The organism is Pseudonocardia sp. DxW (genome assembly GCF_058448985.1).
The window spans coordinates 1-17,632 of record NZ_JBZFLK010000047.1 but is presented as its reverse complement, the minus strand read 5'-3'; the positions used below and the strand labels follow the sequence as shown (position 1 = coordinate 17,632).

12 protein-coding genes, 2 pseudogenes and 1 other annotated feature are annotated in these 17,632 nt (G+C 73.4%); of the genes and pseudogenes, 5 read left to right on the top strand and 9 right to left on the bottom strand.

The features are described from left to right. Window positions 1–539 (bottom strand): IS3 family transposase (locus tag ACVJO7_RS33545; RefSeq protein WP_491676299.1); only part of this gene is annotated, 539 nt, incomplete at its 3' end. Further along, window positions 447–578 (bottom strand) — a sequence feature (AL1L pseudoknot). Its footprint overlaps the gene before it by 93 nt. Before the next feature lie 354 nt (window positions 579–932). On the opposite strand from ACVJO7_RS33545, the pseudogene ACVJO7_RS33540 reads away from it, so the two are divergent. Further along, window positions 933–1,118 (top strand): annotated as a pseudogene (locus ACVJO7_RS33540) (thioesterase II family protein); the annotation flags it as partial. Between the two features lie 95 nt (window positions 1,119–1,213). On the opposite strand, the gene ACVJO7_RS33535 reads toward ACVJO7_RS33540, so the two are convergent. Together ACVJO7_RS33535 and gad are read right to left on the bottom strand one after the other, a co-directional pair. Further along, window positions 1,214–1,600, bottom strand: a complete 387-nt coding sequence (locus ACVJO7_RS33535; protein WP_491676298.1) for a VOC family protein — start codon at window positions 1,598–1,600, stop codon at window positions 1,214–1,216. A gap of 182 nt (window positions 1,601–1,782) precedes the next feature. Then, window positions 1,783–2,731 (bottom strand): annotated as a pseudogene (gad, locus tag ACVJO7_RS33530) (glutamate decarboxylase); the annotation flags it as partial. Between the two features lie 156 nt (window positions 2,732–2,887). Between gad and ACVJO7_RS33525 the strand changes: the two are divergent. Next, complete coding sequence (locus tag ACVJO7_RS33525) at window positions 2,888–4,066, top strand: acyl-CoA dehydrogenase family protein (RefSeq protein ID WP_491676297.1); 1,179 nt, start codon at window positions 2,888–2,890, stop codon at window positions 4,064–4,066. A 13-nt stretch (window positions 4,067–4,079) separates the two neighbouring features. On the opposite strand, the gene ACVJO7_RS33520 is transcribed toward ACVJO7_RS33525, so the two are convergent. Together ACVJO7_RS33520 and ACVJO7_RS33515 are read right to left on the bottom strand one after the other, a co-directional pair. Further along, window positions 4,080–5,462 carry an acyl-CoA synthetase gene (locus tag ACVJO7_RS33520; protein WP_491676296.1) on the bottom strand — a complete coding sequence of 461 codons (1,383 nt, stop codon included), beginning with the start codon at window positions 5,460–5,462 and terminating at the stop codon, window positions 4,080–4,082. A gap of 32 nt (window positions 5,463–5,494) precedes the next feature. Next, the gene (locus ACVJO7_RS33515) at window positions 5,495–6,814 is read right to left on the bottom strand and encodes an SLC13 family permease (protein WP_491676295.1); all 1,320 of its coding nucleotides are present in this window, start codon (window positions 6,812–6,814) and stop codon (window positions 5,495–5,497) included. Window positions 6,815–6,925: 111 nt separating this feature from the next. Between ACVJO7_RS33515 and ACVJO7_RS33510 the strand changes: the two genes are divergently transcribed. Then, window positions 6,926–7,678, top strand: a complete 753-nt coding sequence (locus ACVJO7_RS33510) for an IclR family transcriptional regulator (protein WP_344030016.1) — start codon at window positions 6,926–6,928, stop codon at window positions 7,676–7,678. A 36-nt stretch (window positions 7,679–7,714) separates the two neighbouring features. Here the strand turns inward: ACVJO7_RS33510 and ACVJO7_RS33505 are convergent, their stop codons facing one another. From ACVJO7_RS33505 to acnA, 3 genes are all read right to left on the bottom strand, one after another. Beyond that, window positions 7,715–9,292: a phenylacetate--CoA ligase family protein gene (locus ACVJO7_RS33505; RefSeq protein WP_491676294.1), complete on the bottom strand. Its 1,578-nt coding sequence runs from the start codon at window positions 9,290–9,292 to the stop codon at window positions 7,715–7,717. Next, window positions 9,280–10,341: a hypothetical protein gene (locus tag ACVJO7_RS33500; protein WP_491676293.1), complete on the bottom strand. Its 1,062-nt coding sequence runs from the start codon at window positions 10,339–10,341 to the stop codon at window positions 9,280–9,282. The genes ACVJO7_RS33505 and ACVJO7_RS33500 overlap by 13 nt, the downstream gene beginning before the upstream one ends. A 123-nt stretch (window positions 10,342–10,464) precedes the next feature. Then, window positions 10,465–13,281: an aconitate hydratase AcnA gene (gene acnA / locus ACVJO7_RS33495; protein ID WP_491676292.1), complete on the bottom strand. Its 2,817-nt coding sequence runs from the start codon at window positions 13,279–13,281 to the stop codon at window positions 10,465–10,467. Between the two features lie 337 nt (window positions 13,282–13,618). Between acnA and ACVJO7_RS33490 the strand changes: the two genes are divergently transcribed. Further along, the gene (locus ACVJO7_RS33490; protein WP_491676291.1) at window positions 13,619–15,070 is read left to right on the top strand and encodes an NlpC/P60 family protein; all 1,452 of its coding nucleotides are present in this window, start codon (window positions 13,619–13,621) and stop codon (window positions 15,068–15,070) included. 87 nt (window positions 15,071–15,157) lie between these two features. Here the strand turns inward: ACVJO7_RS33490 and ACVJO7_RS33485 are convergent, their stop codons facing one another. Continuing rightward, window positions 15,158–16,072 carry a LysR family transcriptional regulator gene (locus ACVJO7_RS33485; protein WP_491676290.1) on the bottom strand — a complete coding sequence of 305 codons (915 nt, stop codon included), beginning with the start codon at window positions 16,070–16,072 and terminating at the stop codon, window positions 15,158–15,160. A 73-nt stretch (window positions 16,073–16,145) separates the two neighbouring features. On the opposite strand from ACVJO7_RS33485, the gene ACVJO7_RS33480 reads away from it, so the two are divergent. After that, complete coding sequence (locus tag ACVJO7_RS33480; protein WP_344030000.1) at window positions 16,146–17,060, top strand: EamA family transporter; 915 nt, start codon at window positions 16,146–16,148, stop codon at window positions 17,058–17,060. Window positions 17,061–17,632: the final 572 nt, after the last annotated feature.

Here is a 17,632-nt window from a genome sequence, read left to right as displayed (position 1 = left end):
TCGAGCTCGCGCAGCGCCAGCCGACGATCCGTCGTGAGTAGACGTCGGAGACGAACGCGGTGAACACCATGCCCCGACCAGGTCGGCACGTAGGTCAGGTCGACCACCCACAGCCGGTTCGGCGCGGCGGCGGTGAAGTCCCGATCGACCAGATCCGGCGCCCGCTCGGCGTGGCGGTCGGACCGGGTGGTCAACACCGGCCGGCCGCGACGGGCCCCGCGCAGGCCGAGAGAGCGCATCAGCCGCTCCACCGTGCACCGCGCCATCGCCGCACCGGCAGCTCCGGTGACCCCGTCACGGCGCAGCTGATGCCACATCTTGCGGGCCCCGTAGCCGCCGCGGCCCTTGGTGCGGTCCCAGAACGTGGCCTCGATCGTCTCGGCCAGCACGGCGTCGGACAGCGCGCGCCGCGACGGAGGACGGGTCTTGGCCGCGTAGTAGCCGCTCGGGGCGATCTGGACCCCGTGCTTGCTCAGCACGCGACAGATCGGCTCGACCCCGAACCGGCCTCGGTGGGCGTCGATGTAGTCGACGATCACCGCAGTCGGCGGTCGAGCTCCGCCGAGGCGAAAAACGCCGATGCGGTCTTGAGGATCTCGTTCGCCCGCCGCAGCTCGGCGTTCTCCCGACGCAACCGGGCCAGCTCGCCGCGGTCGTCGGTCGTGGTCCCCGGGGCAAGACCGTCATCGACGTCGGCCTGCTTGCACCAGCCCCGCAGGGTGTCCGGCTGAATCCCCAGCTGGGGCCCGATCCGCTTGCAGGCGGCGTTGACCGACAGCCCGGGCTCTTGTTTAGTTCGGACACAGCATGGGCGCGCTGGTCGGGTTCGAGACCGCGCGCAGGCTCGAGCGGGACGCGCCGGACTCCGCTCCGCGATCGCTCGTGGTCTCCGGGCGGCGGGCGCCCAGCACCCGGCGTCCGGCGGGCCGGACATGAGCAGCCTCGACGACGACTTCCTCGCCCTGGTGCTGCCGGCGATCCGCAGCGACTACCGGGCGGTCGAGACCTACCGAGCCGACGACTCCGCCGCCGTCGGATGCCCCGTGCTCGCGCTGACCGGCCACGACGATCCGCGCACCACCCACGAGGAAGCGGACGCCTGGCGCAGGCACACCGACGCCGAGTTCGAGCTCGAGGTCATGCCCGGCCACCATTTCTTCCTGGTCGAGCAGGCCGATGTGGTCCCGTGCAGCCGCGGACAGCACGCCGGGCCTCAGACGTACGGCCTGGTGATCATCTCCAGGAAGTGCCCGGCCGGGTCGCGGAAGTACACCCCGCGGCCACCGTGCCCGTGGTTGATCTCGCCGGGCCGCTGCATCTGCGGGTCGGCCCAGTGCTCGACGCCGTCGGCGACCAGCCGGGCGTACGCCCGGTCGAACAGCGCGTCGTCGACCAGGAAGGCGTAGTGCTGCGGCTGGATCTGTGGGAACGCGTCGGCCGGCAGATCGGCGAACTGGATCAGCACGCCGCCGTCCAGCGAGAGGTTGGTGAACGGCCCCCAGGACGGGGCGTCCGCCGCCTCGAACACGCGGCGGAAGAAGGCCGCCGACTCCGCGCGGTCCCGGGCGGCGACGATGGTGTGGTTGAACGTGCAGGGCATGGCTCTCCTCATGACGTGGGTGCGGGCACCACGGGGGAGACGTGAAGGAGCGCTGCGCCCGCGGGCCCGTGCGGGTGTCCGACGCGTGGCGTCGGCGGGTTAGTGCTCCTTCCGCTGGGCCCATCGGGGGGCGCACCCAGCACGCTAGCAGCGGCTCAGGCCGGTGACGAGCGCGTTGCGCGCGAGAACCCGGCCCCGTCCCCGCCGAGGTAGCTCCCCCGGAACACCAGGTCCTCGGGCAGCGCGTCGGCGTCCCGCCAGACCGCCCAGCCGACGCCGGGATGCACCAGGCCGTACTTGTGCCCGGAGGTGTTGACCGACGCCACCCGGGGCAGCCGGCAGTCCCACACCAGGTCCGGATCGCAGAACGGGGCGACCATCGCGCCGGAGGCGCCGTCGACGTGCCCCGGGTCGTCGAGCCCGGTCCGGTCCTGCAGGTCGTCGAGCGCCGCGCAGAGCTGCTCGACCGGCTCATAGCTGCGGTCGAAGGTCGACCCGAGGACGACGACGCTGCCGATCGTGTTCCCGTCGCAGCGGGCCAGCGCCTCGTCGACGCCCAGGTGCAGCCGGTCGCCGGACATCGGCACCAGGCGCGGCTCGACCTCGAAGTAGTTGGCGAACTTGTCCCAGGGGTATCTGGACGTCGATCCCCATCACGATGTTCGGCCGGTCCGCGGGCAGCCCGTCGGCCCGGCGGCGGTGCTGCCAGCGCCGCTTGAGCGCCAGCCCGCCGAGCATGCACGCCTCCGACGAACCGGTGGTCGAGCAGCCGACCGCGCGAGCGGGATCGGGCGCGTGCCAGAGATCGGCGAGCATCCGCACGCACCGCTGCTCCAGGTCGGCGGTGCGCGGGTACTCGTCCTTGTTGATCATGTTCTTGTCCAGCGACTCGGCCATCAGCCGCTCCGCCTGCGGCTCGGCCCAGGTGGTGACGAAGGTGGCGAGGTTGAGCCGCGCGTTGCCGTCGAGCATCAGCTCGTCGTGCACGACCTGGTAGGCGATCTCGGGATCGAGGCCGCCGTCGGGGATGGTGAACCGCGGGATGTCGACCGGCTCCGCGGCGAAGGCCGGGTTGACTCCGATCCCGCGGTCGTGGCCACGATCCTCCGAGGGCGAGTGCGCACCGGGCATGGCGTGAAGCTAGACCCTGGAGCGCCGCGCGGCGAGCAGGGCCGGCGGCCCCGGCGCACCACCGGTTTCCGGCGCGGGCCGTTCCGGAGCATGCTGGGCCCGCCCAGGCCCGACGACGACCGGCGTGCCGCCGCCGGTGCGAGAGGAACCGCCACGATGGACTTCACGCTCCCCGACACCGCGCAGGCCGTGCAGGAGGGGGTGCGCGCCATCGGCGCGCGCTACGACCACGCCTACTGGTCCCGGCTGGAGGAGGAGCACCGGTTCCCGTGGGAGGCGTGGCGCGATCTCGCCGACGGCGGCTGGCTGGGCCTGACCGTCCCCGAGGAGTACGGCGGCGGCGGGCAGGGGATGCTGGAGCTGGCCGTCGCCTGCGAGACGCTGGCCGCGTCCGGCGGCTCCGGCGGGATCTTCCTCTACATCCTGACCCCCGGCTTCGGCGCGACCACGCTGACCCGGCACGGCACCGAGGCGCAGAAGCGGGCGCTGCTGCCCGGGCTGGCCGCCGGCGAGGTGCAGTTCTGCCTCGGTCTCACCGAGCCCGACGCCGGCAGCGACGCGTTGTCGATCCGCACCCGCGCCGTCCGCGACGGCGACGACTTCGTGCTCGACGGGCAGAAGATCTGGATCTCCGGCCTGGAGAACGCGGACTGGATGATCGCGGTGACCCGGACCGTCCCGGCCGGGGAGGCGAAGCCGCGCACCGCCGGTTTCACCCTGTTCCTGGTCGACGTGCGGCAGGCCGCCGAGGCCGGCACGCTGCGCTGGACGCCGATCCCGAAGATGGGCTCGAACGTGGTGACCTCCAGCCAGGTCTTCCTCGACGGCGTCCGGGTGCCCGCCGCGAACGTGATCGGCGAGATCGACCACGGCTTCGCCGTGCTGTGGGATGTGCTCAACCCGGAGCGGATCCTGGCCGCGGCCGGCGGGGTGGGCACCGCGGACGCCGCGCTGGACGTCGCCGTCCGGTACGCGAAGGAGCGGGTGGTGTTCGGCCGCCCGATCGGCGCCAACCAGGCCATCCAGTTCCCGCTGGCGCAGATCAGGGCGAAGGCCGAGCTGGGCAGGCTGATGACCTACAAGGCGGCCTGGCTGTTCGACAACGACCTGCCCTGCCACACCGAGACCAACATCGCGAAACTGACCGGCGCGCAGGTCGGCTGGGAGGCCGCGGAGCGGGCGTTCCAGACCTTCGGCGGGATGGCGTACTCGAAGGAGTACCCGGTGGAGCGGCTGTTCCGGGATGCCCGGATCGCCCGCAACATCCCGGTGGCCGAGGAACTGGTGCTCGCCCACATCGGCACCCAGGTCCTCGGCCTCCCGCGCAGCTACTGAGCCGGCACCGCACTCATCCGCCCAGCAGCTTCTTCTGCACCTTGCCCATCGGGTTGCGCGGCAGCGCCTCGACGAACACCACCTCGCGCGGGCGCTTGTGCCAGGACAGCTGGGAGGCGACGTGGTCGATCAGCGCCTGGCCGGGACCCTCGCCGACGACGTAGGCGACGATCTTCTGCCCGAGGTCCGGATCGGCCGCCCCGACGACCGCGCACTCGGCGACGGCCGGGTGGTCCATCAGCACCGCCTCGATCTCGCCGGAGCCGATCCGGTAGCCGCCGGACTTGATCAGGTCGGTGGACTCCCGGCCGACGATCCGGTGGAACCCGCCCGCGTCGCGGACGGCGAGATCGCCGGTGCGGAACCAGCCGTCGCCGGCGCTGGTCTCGGCGTTCGCGTCCGGCCGGTTCAGGTAGCCGGAGAACAGCATCGGCCCGCGGACCTCGAGGCGGCCGACGGTCTCGCCGTCGTCCGGGACGGTGCTGCCCGCGTCGTCGTCGGCGGGCCGCAACCGGGTCTCGGCGCCGGGGACCGGCAGGCCCACCCAGCCCGCCCGGCGCTCGCCGGCGGCGTGCGCACTGAGCGTGATCATGGTCTCGGTCATGCCGTAGCGCTCGACCGGTGCCTGCCCGGTGAGCCCGGCGATCCGCTCGAACAGCGACGCGGGCAGCGGCGCGCTGCCCGACACCAGCAGCCGGGCGCCGCCGAGCGCCCGTGCCGACGCCGGGTCCTCGACGATCCGGTTCCACACCGTCGGCACCCCGAAGTACATCGACGCGTCCGCCGCGGCGTACCGGGCGGGGTGCGGCTTCACCGTGTGCACCACCCGCGAGCCCAGCCGCAGCGAGCCGAGCACGCCGAGGATCAGCCCGTGCACGTGGAACAGTGGCAGCCCGTGCGCGACCCTGTCGTCCGGGGTCCAGTCCCAGACCTCGATCAGGCCGTCCAGCCCGGCGGCGATCGCCCGGCCGGACAGCTGCGCGCCCTTCGGCGCACCCGTCGTTCCGGAGGTGTAGAGCAGCATCGCGGTCGCCTCTGGATCGGTCTCGCGCGGCGGCACCGCACCGCCGCCCGGGACGACCACCGGGAGATCGACCCCGTCCGGCCGCGCGCCCGACCAGGACGTGGCGCCCGAGTCGCGCAGCACGTGCCGCAGCTCGGCGGGCCCGGAGTCCGGCGGGACCGGCACCACCGGCACCCCGGCGAGCAGACAGCCGGTGATCGCGACGACGGTGTCCATCGACGCCGTCGCGTGCACCGCGACCGGGCCGTCGTCCGGGATGCCGGCGGCGAACCGGCCGGCCCGGTCGACCAGCTCGGCCCGGGACAGCGTCTCCTCGCCGACGGTGACGGCGCGCTCGAGGTCCTCGGCGGCGGTGAGTGAGGTGAGCAGCAACGATCTCTCCGGTTCCGTACGGTCTGGGTAGGTCACTGGAAGGCCATCGCGGGCAGCACCAGGGTGCCGACCAGCACGACCGGGCCGATCACGACCATGGACAGGCCCCAGCGGGTGAGCAGGGCGGTCATCCGCGGCCGCTGGTCGGGATCGACGGTGGTCGCCACCAGGGTCGCACCCACCGTGGAGAACGGCGAGACGTCCACGATGGACGAGCACACGCCGAGCGCGCAGATCAGCGCCCAGCCCGCGACGCCGCCCTGCTCGATCAGCGGGATGGCCAGCGGGACGAGCGCGGCGAGGATGCCGGTGGTGGACGCGAACGCCGAGACCAGCCCGCCCACCGCGCAGATGACCAGGGCGGCGAGCAGCGGGACGGTCATCATCGCGGCGAGGTCGCCGAGCAGGTCGACCGCGCCGATCTCCTGCAGCACGCCGACGTAGGTGATGATGCCGCCGACCAGCAGCACGGTCGACCAGTCGATCTCCTTGAGCGCCTTGCGCCCGTTGTCCGGGTCGATCAGGGTGAGCGCGGCGCCGAAGGCGAAGGCGAGCACGCCGACGTCCGGGTTGTTGCCGACGATCGCGAGCACGACGACGGCCGCGATCAGGCCGAGTATGGCGACCACGGTGACCAGGTGGATGGTCTCGAACGGCTCACGGGCGGGCCGCTCCTCGCCGGCCTCCGGCTCGTCCCCGCCGCCGGTGGCGACAGCACCCCCGGCGGCGGTGCTCACGGTGCTCACGGCCGTGCGGGGGCGGCTGCGCGAGCCGAACATCAGGTAGGCCGCGGCCAGCAGGACCAGGTTCACGATCACGGCGACCGCGAACAGGGTGAGCGGGTTCAGTGCGATCCCGGCGGTGTTGGCGGTGCCCCAGGTGACGATGCCGAACAGCGAGGTCGGTGCGAACGCCCCGGCCGAGAGCCCGGTGCCGATCGCCAGGCCCATCAGCATCGGGTCGATCCGGCGCCGGTGCGCCACAGACATGCCGATCGGGGCCATGACCAGGCCGCCCAGCGGGGAGCCCATCGCCGACACCGCCGCGGTGAGCAGGAAGAACGTCAGCGGCAGGGCGGCGGTGTTGCTGCCCACGAGGACCAGCGCCCGGTCGACGAGCCGGCCGATGGTGCCGTTGGCCTTGGCGATCCCGAAGAAGTAGGTCACGCCGACCAGCAGGATCAGGATGTCGATCGGGAAGCCGGCGACGATGTCGTCGAGCGCCAGCCCGGCCACGAGCAGGCCCATCCCGGCCGCCGCCGCGAACATGACGATGCCGATGTGCGAGCGCCGCAGCTCCGCGATGACGAATACCGCCACGAACGTCAGCAGCGCGATGATCTGCACCGCCATGGGGTTACCTCCGTTGGTAGCCTTGTCGATCGGTCCACCAGGTGGCACAGTGGTCTGCACAGTGGACCGTCGAGCCAGGACGGTATGTCGCTCGTTCGAGGGGGTCAAGGGATGGCGGCGACCAACAGCGTGGTCTCGGCGATCCGGGTGCTGGAGGCGGTGGGGGAGCAGCAACCGGTCGGATTGTCCGAGCTCGCACGGGGAGTGGGTCTCCCCAAGAGCACCGTGCAGCGCACCCTGCTGACCCTGGCGGAGGTCGGCTGGTGCCGGGCCGACGAGACCTCGCGCTGGTCGCTGACCTACCGCGCGTTCGCCGTCGGGAACCAGGCCCGCGACTCGGGCGAGCTGCGCGAACGCGCGCTCCCGGTGCTGCACGAGCTGCAGCTGACCTCGGGGGAGACGGTGCACCTGGCCGCGCCCGACGGCCGCGAGCTGGTGCTGGTCGAGCGCCTGGACACCGCACACCGGCTGCGCGCGTTCCTGCCGCTCGGGCACCGGATCCCGCTCAACGCCTCGGCCACCGGCCAGGCCTATCTCGCGGCGTGCACCGACGCCGTCGTCGAGGCGTACCTGTCCGGCGGCGAGCTGGCGCCGAGCACGCCGTGGACGGTCACCGACGCCGGCACCCTGCGGGCCCGGATCGCCGAGATCCGGGCCCGGGGCTGGTCGGTCAACCCGGAGGGGCTCAGCGAGGGGATCGCGGCGGTCGGTGCCGCGATCCTCGGTGCCGACGGCCGCCCGGCCGGGGCGCTGTCGGTGTCCGGGCCGACCGTCCGGATGACCGAGGCGGTGTTCGACGACCACGGCCGGGCCGCCGTCGACGCCGCCCGCCGGATCTCCCGCGAGCTGGGCGCCCGGATCTGAGCGGCCCGGCGCCGGCCGGTCGCGCGCGGCCCGGCGTCAGCCCGCGCGCTCGTCGGTCCACTGCACGTCGATCCCTGCGGCGCGGGCCCCGGCGGCGTCGAGGAACCGGACGTAGCTGTTCTTCAGGGTGGCCCCGTCGTCGGCGAACACCCCGGTCCGGTGCGGGTAGAAGCCGACCGTCGGCTCCGTCCCGGGTGCGCAGGTGCGGATCGCGTTGTGCAGGTCGGCGTTGGACCGGCGCAGCGCGCGGACCACCCGGCGGGCGGCGCCGGTCCGGTCGGCGAGCTCGCGGCCGGGCGCGAGCTGCAGGGCCAGGTGCAGCCGCCGGTCGCCCGCGTCGTCCTCGTAGGACACCAGCCGGTGGTTCTCGATCGCGTCCAGGAGCTCCGGATCGGCGCTGACCGCGTCGCGCAGCCCGTCCGGCGGGACCACCGCGCCGTTGAAGTCCACCGAGGAGTCGCTGCGGCCATACTGGAACAGCAGCGGCAGGTCGAGCAGCCGGGCGTCGAGCACCTCACGCAGCTCCGGACGGCGCAGGCCGTGCCGGCGGAGCACCGGCAGCACGTCCCGCATCCGCGCCACGTGCCCGCGGTCGTGGATGTTGTAGCGGATCCGCGGGCTGAGGTTCTGCGGCCGGGTGAGGGTGATCAGCAGCTCGCCGTCGTCGCTGGTCTCGATCAGGTAGGCGTAGGGGTTGAACTGGGAGATGTTCGGGAGCACGCCATACTCGTCCTGGCGGGTCAGCTCCGCCGACAGCGCCGGATCGGCGGCGATCGCCCGGCGCAGCGCGATCGTGAACCCGGTCTCGGTGGCGATCGAGATCTCCAGGTCGCTCGCCCCGTAGGCGCCGATCACCGAGTGCGCGGTGCGCAGGATGCGGTCCCGCATGCCCTCGCTGATGCCCTCGCCGCCGAACGCGCAGACGATGTCGTAGGCGGACCAGTCGAGCCGGTCGTCGTCGAACAGTCCCTTCAGGAACGGCGGGTACCCGGTGATCACGTAGGTGAAGTCCGGGCCGAACTCGCGCATCGTGTTGATGATCTTGTCGGGGTCCGGCCCGACCGACTTGACGACGGCGACGCCGGTCAGCGCCGCGGACACGTTCATCCCGGTCGCCCAGGCGCCCAGGGAGAAGGCGTTGATCACGAACGGCGGCGTGCGCAGCCCGGCGGCGGTGCGCTGGAACCCGACCCGCAGCAGCTCCCGGGAGGCGCGCCGCTCCACCGGGCCGCGCACCCAGCTTGTCGGCACCCCCGACGAACCCGACGACTCGTCGACGACGACGCCCCGGCGCGGGATCCGGCCGCGCAGGCAGCGGTCCGCGATGGAGTAGGGCCGGATGTAGGAGTCCTTGTCCGTCACCGGTAGCGCGGCGAACGCCGCGGCCGCCCGCCGCCGGTCCCGGGGGAGCCGGCGCGGCGCGCCGTGCGCGGCCAGGAAGCTCCGGTAGGCCGGGACCAGCCGGGCGCTGCGCTCGAAGGTGCGGTACGCCCGGCGCTCGCCGAGCCGCCTGCGCAGCGGCTCGAACCCCGGTGCCAGCAGCAACCGGTGCGTGCCCGGCCGGCGGGCCAGCAGGTCGACGACGGTCTCCTGCAGCCAGGTCAGCGGTCCCACGACGTGCTCCCGTCCCGGTCGAGGAGCATCTCGGGCAGCTCGCGGCGCAGCGCCCGCGGTGGTTCCGCGCTGTGCCCGTAGCGCAAGAGCATCCAGGCCAGGTGCTCGCCGCCGGCCCCGTCCTCGACGATCCCGGCGGCGTCGGTGAAGGCGGCGTGCGAGCGCGGGTTGGTGATCACCGTGCCGAACGGGTGCAGGTACACGTCCGCCCTGGTGAACGCGAGCCAGATTCGCAGGAACAGCCGGCCGGCCGCGACGTGGTCGAGCGGGGAGCCGAACGGGCCGGTGAGCCAGCCGAGCTCGCGCACCCCGCGCATCGTGTTCAGGTAGATCCGGCGCAGCAGCGGCCCGGCCAGCGGCAGGTCCCACATCCCGCGGTGCCGCATCGCGAAGCCGAGCAGCGGGCCGGGCAGCAGCAGGGTGCGCGCGGACAGTCCGTCGCGGGTCGCCTCGGCGCTGCGGTCCGAGGTGCGGATCCAGGCCAGGATCTCGGCGTGCACGGCGTCGTTGCGCAGGTCGTCGAACAGGGTCTCCTGGTTGATCCGGACCAGCCGGTCCACCAGCCCCCGCTGCGCGGTGTGCCCGAAGTCGTGGCCGGCGGCCGCGGCGATCGCGCCGACCTCGGCGAGCACCGCCGGATCGACCGGCAGGTCCCGGTAGGGACGGCGCGAGGTGCGCCGCCGCCGGAACGCGGCCAGGTCGGCCTCCGCCCGCGGGGTGATCGCGGCCCGGCCCAGCTGCAGGGTGCCGAGCGGCTGATGGCGGGCGGCGGCGTCGAAGTCGAGCCCGTCGTCGCGCAGCTCGGCGGCCACCGACCAGCCGTGCCCGGCGGCGACGGTCGCCAGCGACTCGACGTAGACGCCGGCGCACACCTGGCCGAACGGGACCCCGAAGTTCTCCGCGGGCAGCCCGCGTTCCAGGTCGTAGAGGAGCTCGGCGCGGCCGGCGTCGAGCACCCGGACGACGATCGGCTGGGAGTTGTGCGGCGACGGGTAGGCGCGGGCTTCGTCGAGGAGGCGCCGCCACGGACCCGGGAGCGAGGTGGACATTCCGGGAAGGGTCGTCCGTCGGCGGATCGTCCGGATCCGTAGCGCTACCGAACGCGCTGCCGGATGCACGGAGCCCGCCGCCCCACGGGGGGACGACGGGCTCCGCGGTGGTGGTCGAGCGCGTCAGCTCTTCAGCATGCCCCGCAGGACGAACTGCAGGATGCCGCCGTTGCGGTAGTAGTCCGCCTCACCGGGGGTGTCGATGCGCACCTTGGCGTCGAACACCACGGTCTCGCCGGACTCCTTCGTCGCGGTCACCTGCACCGTCTTCGGGGTCTTCCCGTCGTTCAGCTCGGTGATGCCGGCGATGTCGAAGGTCTCGGTGCCGTCCAGGCCGAGGCTCGAGGCGGACTCGCCCTCGGGGAACTGCAGCGGGACGACGCCCATGCCGATCAGGTTCGACCGGTGGATCCGCTCGAACGACTCGACGATGACGGCCTTCACGCCGAGCAGCGCGGTGCCCTTGGCCGCCCAGTCGCGCGATGAGCCGGAGCCGTACTCCTTGCCGCCCAGCACGACCAGCGGGGTGCCCTGCGCGGCGTAGTTCTGCGCGGCGTCGTAGATGAACGCCTGCGGGCCGCCGTCCTGGGTGAAGTCCCGGGTGTAGCCGCCGCTGACCCCGCCGTCGACGATCGCGTCCAGCAGCTGGTTGCGCAGCCGGATGTTCGCGAACGTGCCGCGGATCATCACCTCATGGTTGCCGCGCCGGGAGCCGAAGGAGTTGTAGTCCTTCTTCTCGACGCCGTTCTCGTCCAGGTAGACCGCGGCCGGGGTGCCCGGCTTGATCGCACCGGCCGGCGAGATGTGGTCGGTGGTGACCGAGTCGCCGAGCAGGGCGAGCACCCGGGCGCCGGAGATGTCGGTGACCGGCTCCGGATCGGTCGTCATGCCCTCGAAGTACGGGGGCTTGCGCACGTAGGTGGACTGCTGGTCCCACTCGAAGGTCCGGCCCTCGGGGGTGGGCAGCGCCCGCCAGCGGTCGTCGCCGCGGAACACGTCGGAGTAGCTCTTGGTGAACATCTCCGAGGTGATCGAGGAATCGACCACCGCGTTGATGTCGTCGGTGGAGGGCCAGATGTCGCGCAGGAAGACGTCGTTGCCCTCGGAGTCCCGGCCGAGCGGCTGGGCCTCGAAGTCGAAGTCCATCGTCCCGGCCAGCGCGTAGGCGATGACCAGCGGCGGGGACGCCAGGTAGTTCATCTTGACGTCCGGGTTGATCCGGCCCTCGAAGTTCCGGTTGCCCGACAGCACCGACGCGACGGTCAGGTCGTTCTCGTTGACCGCGGCCGACACCTCCTCCGGCAGCGGGCCGGAGTTGCCGATGCAGGTGGTGCAGCCGTAGCCGACCAGGTTGTAGCCGAGCTTGTCGAGGTAGGGCCAGAGGCCGGCCTTCTCGTAGTAGTCGGTGACGACCTGCGAGCCGGGCGCCATCGAGGTCTTCACCCACGGCTTGACGGCCAGGCCCTTCTCCACCGCGTTCTTCGCCAGCAGCGCGGCGCCCAGCATCACGCTCGGGTTCGACGTGTTGGTGCAGGAGGTGATCGAGGCGATCACCACGGCGCCGTGGTCGAGCACGAACTCGCCGCGGGTCTCCGAGCGGACGGTGACCGGCTTGGACGGACGGCCCTCACAGCCGGTCGCGGCGGACTGGACGACCGGGGCGGGCTCGCCGTCGGCGAAGGTGTGCGCCGGCGCGTCGCTGGCCGGGAACGACTCGTCGCTGGACTCGTCGACGCCGGTCAGCGGCGCGACGTCGTCGTTGGTGTAGTCCTGCACGGCCTTGCGGAACGCCGGCTTCGCGGCGGACAGCTCGATCCGGTCCTGCGGGCGCTTCGGGCCGGCGATCGAGGGGACCACCGTCGACAGGTCCAGCTCCATCGTCTCGGAGTAGACCGGCTCGTGGTCCGGGTCGTGCCAGAGGCCCTGCTCCTTGGCGTAGGCCTCGACCAGGGCGATCTGCTCCTCGGAGCGACCGGTCAGCTTGAGGTAGCGGACGGTCTCGTCGTCGATCGGGAAGATCGCGGCGGTGGAGCCGAACTCCGGGCTCATGTTGCCGATGGTGGCGCGGTTGGCCAGCGGCACGGCGCCGACGCCGGCGCCGTAGAACTCGACGAACTTGCCGACGACGCCCTGGCGGCGCAGCATCTCGGTGATCGTCAGCACCACGTCGGTGGCGGTCACGCCGGTCGGGATCTCGCCGGTCAGCTTGAAGCCCAGCACCTTCGGGATCAGCATCGAGACCGGCTGGCCGAGCATCGCGGCCTCGGCCTCGATGCCGCCGACGCCCCAGCCGAGCACGCCGATGCCGTTGACCATCGTGGTGTGCGAGTCGGTGCCGACCAGGGTGTCCGGGTAGGCCTGGCCGTTGCGCGGCATGACGACGCGGGCCAGGTTCTCGATGTTGACCTGGTGCACGATGCCGGTGCCGGGCGGGACGACCTTGAACTCGTCGAAGGCGCCCTGGCCCCAGCGCAGGAACTGGTAGCGCTCCTTGTTGCGGCCGTACTCGAACTCGATGTTCTTCTCGAAGGCGTCGGCGGTGCCGAAGAAGTCGATCATCACCGAGTGGTCGATGACCAGCTCGGCGGGGGCGAGCGGGTTGACCTTGGCGGGGTCGCCGCCCATCTCGGTCACCGCCTCGCGCATGGTCGCCAGGTCGACGACGCAGGGGACGCCGGTGAAGTCCTGCATGATCACCCGGGCCGGGGTGAACTGGATCTCGGTGTCCGGCTCGGCCTGCGGGTCCCAGTTCGCCAGGGCGTTGATGTGGTCCGCCGTGACGTTCGCGCCGTCCTCGGTGCGGAGCAGGTTCTCGAGCAGGACCTTGAGGCTGAACGGCAGGCGCTTCGAGCCCTCCACCGCGGAGAGCCGGAAGATCTCGTAACCGGTGCCGCCGACGTCGAGCTGTCCTCTGGCGCCGAAGCTGTCGGTGCTGGCCACTTGATGGTCCTCCCGTGGTGGTGGGCGTTCTGCGTCCGGTGCGGTGAGCGTCGGCCCGCTCGCAGGTCGGGGGGCTCACCGGCGTGTGTCCGAGTCTCGCGCACCGCCTCGTCCGCGGCAGCGTGGACCCTGCTGTCCCAAATAGTACGCCTGTCCTATAAAGAGCGCGAGGCGGGTGTGGTCGTCGTCCCTCCCGGGGTCCGGGGTCCCCCGGGAGGCGGACCGTCGGGTGCGGGTCCGGTGTGTCGCACGGTGTTCGCGTGACGGGAGTGGCAGGCTTCCGCCGACCGCACCGCTCCCCGCCGGGCGCGGCACCCGCTCCTCGGGAGGACGAACCGTGACGCGCGAGCCGTCGGTGCTCCGGCCCGCCCGCGGGCCCCGTCGCCGGACCCCGCTCGCCGCCGGTGTGCTGGTGCTGCTGACCGCACTGCTGCTGGGGACCCCGGCGGTCGGCGCCGCGGCCGTGGCGCCCACGGCGGGCGGGGCCGCCGGCACCGGGTCGCTGCCCGCGCAGCCGCCCCCGCCGCCGCCGAACCCCGACGACGACGAGCTCGAACGCAGCCGGCAGAGCGTGCAGGACCGGTCCGCCGAGGTCGGACGGCTGACCGCGCGGCTCGCCGAGCTCGACGCGCAGCTCGACGAGCTGCAGATCGAGGTCGCCGCGCGCGGGCAGGAGGCCCTCGAGGCGCGCGACACCGCCGACGCCGCCGGCCGGGAGGCCGACGCGGCCGCCGCCCGCGCGCTGGAGGCCCGGGCGGCGACCGAGGAGGCCGGTCGGGCCGTCGACGACGCCCGCACCCGGCTCGACGAGTTCGTCGGCGACGTCTACACGCACGGTCTCGATCTCGGCCCGCTCGGCCTGCTGTCCCGGGCGACCGACCCGCAGGACCTGATGGACCGGGCGCGGCTGACCGATGCGCTGAGCGAGGACCAGGCGTCGGTGCTGGAGCAACTGCAGCAGGCCCGGATCGCGCAGGCCAACGCCGACTCGCTGGCCCGCGCCGCCCAGGAGGAGGCCGACCGCCGCCGGGCTGCTGCCGAGGAGGCGTCCGCCGCCGCCGACCAGGCGCTGGTGTCCGCCGCGGCCGCCGCGGACGAGCAGCAGAGCAGGCTGGACACGGTCCGCGCCGAGCGTGCCGCCGTGCAGGCCCGGCTGGACGAGGCGGCGAACTCCGACGCCGGTCTGCGCGCCCAGCGCCAGCGGTACCTGGCCTGGCAGGCCGAGCAGGAACGGCTGCGGGTCGAGGCCGAGCGGCGGGCCCGCGACGAGGCCCGCGCCCGGGTCGCCCAGGAGGAGGAGTCCCGCCGCGCGCAGACCGCACCCGACCGGGGCCCGTCGGCCGGCCCGGCGCCCGGGCCGCGATCGGGCTCGGCGGCGATCGAGACCGTGATCGACCGGGCGACGTCGCGGATCGGCACCATCTACGCCTGGGGCGGCGGCAACGCGCGCGGCCCGACGCGTGGCATCCGGGACGGCGGCGTCGCCGACTCGCACGGCGACTTCCGCAAGGTCGGCTTCGACTGCTCGGGTCTGATGCTCTACGCCTTCGCCGGGGTCGGCATCGACCTGCCCCGCTACAGCGGGAACCAGGCCAACGCCGGGCGGCTCGTCCCGATCTCGGACATGCGCCGCGGGGACATGCTGTCCTGGGCGCGCAACGGCCGCACCCACCACATCGCGATGTACCTGGGTGACGGGATGATGATCGAGGCGCCGTACTCGGGCGCGTCGGTCCGGATCACGCCGGTCCGCTACAACGGCCTGAACAAGGTGACCCGGCTGCTCTGAGCGCGTGCGGACCGCTCGCGCCGGCCTGCTGGGACCCGGCCGTAACCGGCCCGGGCCCGGCTTGCTCGGGCTCGGGCCGGCCGGGACTCAGCCCGCGCGGGCCCGGACCGCGTCGGCCTCGGCGGCCAGCTCGTCGAGCACCAGCCGGACGGCCGGACGTTCGACGGCGTCGGCACGGGCGACCGCGTGCACCAGCCGGGCCGCCCGCACCCCGGCCAGCGGGCGCAGGGCCAGCCGGGTGCCGTCCCGGTGGTCGATCGAGTAGCGGGGGAGCAGCGCGACGCCGTGCCCGTCGGCGACCAGCTCCTCGGTGACCGAGAAGTCGTTGATCCGCTGTACCACCTGCGGGGTGGTGCCGGTGACCAGCCCGACCGAGCGCAGCACGTCGTCGACCGGCCAGCCCACGCCGACCCCGATCCAGCCCTCGTCGACCAGGTCGTCCAGGCCGACCTCGGCCCGGGCGGCCAGCGGATGCCGGATCGGCAGCGCGACGTCCAGCGGCTCGCGCAGCAGCGGCCGGACCCGCAGCCGCCCGCCGGTGAACGGATCGAGCCGCTCGTCGTGGTGGGTCACCACCACGTCGACGCCGGCCGCGGCGGCCGGCACCTCCTCCGGGCGCAGGTCGAGATCGCGGCAGGACAGCGCCAGGCCCTCGTGCGCGGCGGCGCGGCGGAGCAGGCCGGGCAGCAGCAGCCGGGCGGCGGACGGGAACAGCACGACCCGGACCGTCCCGAGCGGGCGCTCGCGGAGCCCGGCCAGGGTCTCGTCGAGGCGGCCGAGCGCGGCCAGGACGTCCTCGGCGCCGGCGACCACGGCCGTGCCCGCCTCGGTGAGCCGCAGCCCGCGCCCGTCCGGCACGGTCAGGGCGATCCCGGCCTCCCGGGACAGCACCTTGAGCTGCTGGGAGACCGCGGACGGGGTGTAGTTCAGGGCCGCCGCGACGGCGGTGACCGAGCCCCGGTCGGCGAGCTCGCGCAGGATCCGCAGGCGCCGGACGTCCATGAAGCAACGCTACAAGGTCATTTCAGATCTCGGCGTTGGACTGCACGGTCGCCGGTGACGGAGGGTCGAGGGCATGACCGTCCGGGACCGGGGCCTCGCCGTCGTCGTCGCCGTGCTGTGGGGTGCGAACTTCATCGCCATCCACGTCGGCCTCGAGCACTTCCCGCCGGTCTTCCTCGCGGGTCTGCGGATGCTCGTGCTCGCCGTGCCCGCGGTGCTGCTGATCCCGCGGCCCGCGGTGCCGCTGCGCTGGCTGATCGGTTACGGGCTCGGCTTCGGCACCCTGCAGTTCCTGTTCCTGTTCCTCGGGATGTACGCCGGGATGCCGGCCGGGCTCGCCTCGCTGGTGCTGCAGGCGTCCGGGCCGTTCACCCTGGTACTGGGCGCGGTGCTGCTGCGGGAGCGGGTCCGGCGGCGGCAGTGGATCGGGATCGGCGTCGCGGTCGCCGGACTGGCGACGATCGCGCTGCTGCGGGCGCAGACGGCCGCGCTGCTCCCGGTCGCGCTCACCCTGCTCGGCGCGCTCGGCTGGGCCGCCGGGAACCTGTGCAACCGGCTGGCCCAGCGCGACGGCGAGGCGGTCGATCCGCTGCACCTGACCCTGTGGATGACGGTGGTCCCGCCGATCCCGCTGCTCGCCGCGTCGGCGGTGGTCGAGGGTCCGGCGACCGGCTGGCTGGCGACTGCCGAGGTGTTCACCCGGGACGGGCTGCCCGGCCTGGTCGCGCTGCTGTACCTCTCGGTGGTCGCGACGGTCGTCGGGAGCGGGATCTGGACGGTCCTGATGCGCCGCTACCCGGCCGGGGTGGTGGCGCCGCACTCGCTGCTGGTGCCGGTCGTCGGGATGGGGCTCGCCGTCCTGCTGCTGGGGGAGCGGCCGTCGTTGCCGGAGCTGGTCGCCGGGGTGGTGGTCGTCGTGGGGGTGCTGGCCGCGTCGGCGCCCGGTCGTCGGGGGGTGGGGGTCGAGCCGCCGGTGGCCCGGGTGTGACCGCGGGGCGGTCCGGGGCTCCGGTCGGGTCGCGTCGGTCCGGCTGTTCCGGGCCGTCGGCGGCGCTGTTCCGCCGGCGCCGCTGGGTTCAACTCCGCTGGCTCGGGTGGGCTCTGCTCCGCTGCCTCGGGTGGGTTCAGCTCCGCTGCCTCCGGTGGTGGGTCGGTGGTCCGGGTGGTGGTCCGGCGGCCCGGTGGTGGGTCGGTGGCGACGCGGTGACCCGCCGGCGCGTCGGGCGGCGGCGTAGTGCCCGGTGCTGGGTCGGGCGGTGGCGGGGTGCCCCGGCTACCCCGCTTCGTGCCCCTCGGCGCGGATGCCGTCCGGTCGTCATCGGTGTGCGCACGCGGTGGGTCCGCGGTCCGGGCGGCGGCATCCCGGCGGCGCGGCGGAGGAGTCACCGGCGCCGGTCCGGCCTCCTCGTCGTGCCATCCCCGGGATCCACTTCGGAGCTGCCTTCCGATGAGCACCGCGGATGCCGTCCTGAGTGGATTTCCCCCCGACTTTCTTCTAGAGAACAACCAGCCCAACCCGATAGAATCGAACACATGGTCGATATCGACGGTGCGCTGCTC

What these genes read in the sequence shown, in the direction of transcription:
- ACVJO7_RS33535 (WP_491676298.1), bottom strand. Translation starts at nt 1,600, where the DNA reads ATGCCCTGCACGTTCAACCACACCATCGTCGCCGCCCGGGACCGCGCG.
- ACVJO7_RS33525 (WP_491676297.1), top strand. Translation starts at nt 2,888, where the DNA reads ATGGACTTCACGCTCCCCGACACCGCGCAGGCCGTGCAGGAGGGGGTG.
- ACVJO7_RS33515 (WP_491676295.1), bottom strand. Translation starts at nt 6,814, where the DNA reads ATGGCGGTGCAGATCATCGCGCTGCTGACGTTCGTGGCGGTATTCGTC.
- ACVJO7_RS33510 (WP_344030016.1), top strand. Translation starts at nt 6,926, where the DNA reads ATGGCGGCGACCAACAGCGTGGTCTCGGCGATCCGGGTGCTGGAGGCG.
- ACVJO7_RS33500 (WP_491676293.1), bottom strand. Translation starts at nt 10,341, where the DNA reads ATGTCCACCTCGCTCCCGGGTCCGTGGCGGCGCCTCCTCGACGAAGCC.
- ACVJO7_RS33485 (WP_491676290.1), bottom strand. Translation starts at nt 16,072, where the DNA reads ATGGACGTCCGGCGCCTGCGGATCCTGCGCGAGCTCGCCGACCGGGGC.
- ACVJO7_RS33480 (WP_344030000.1), top strand. Translation starts at nt 16,146, where the DNA reads ATGACCGTCCGGGACCGGGGCCTCGCCGTCGTCGTCGCCGTGCTGTGG.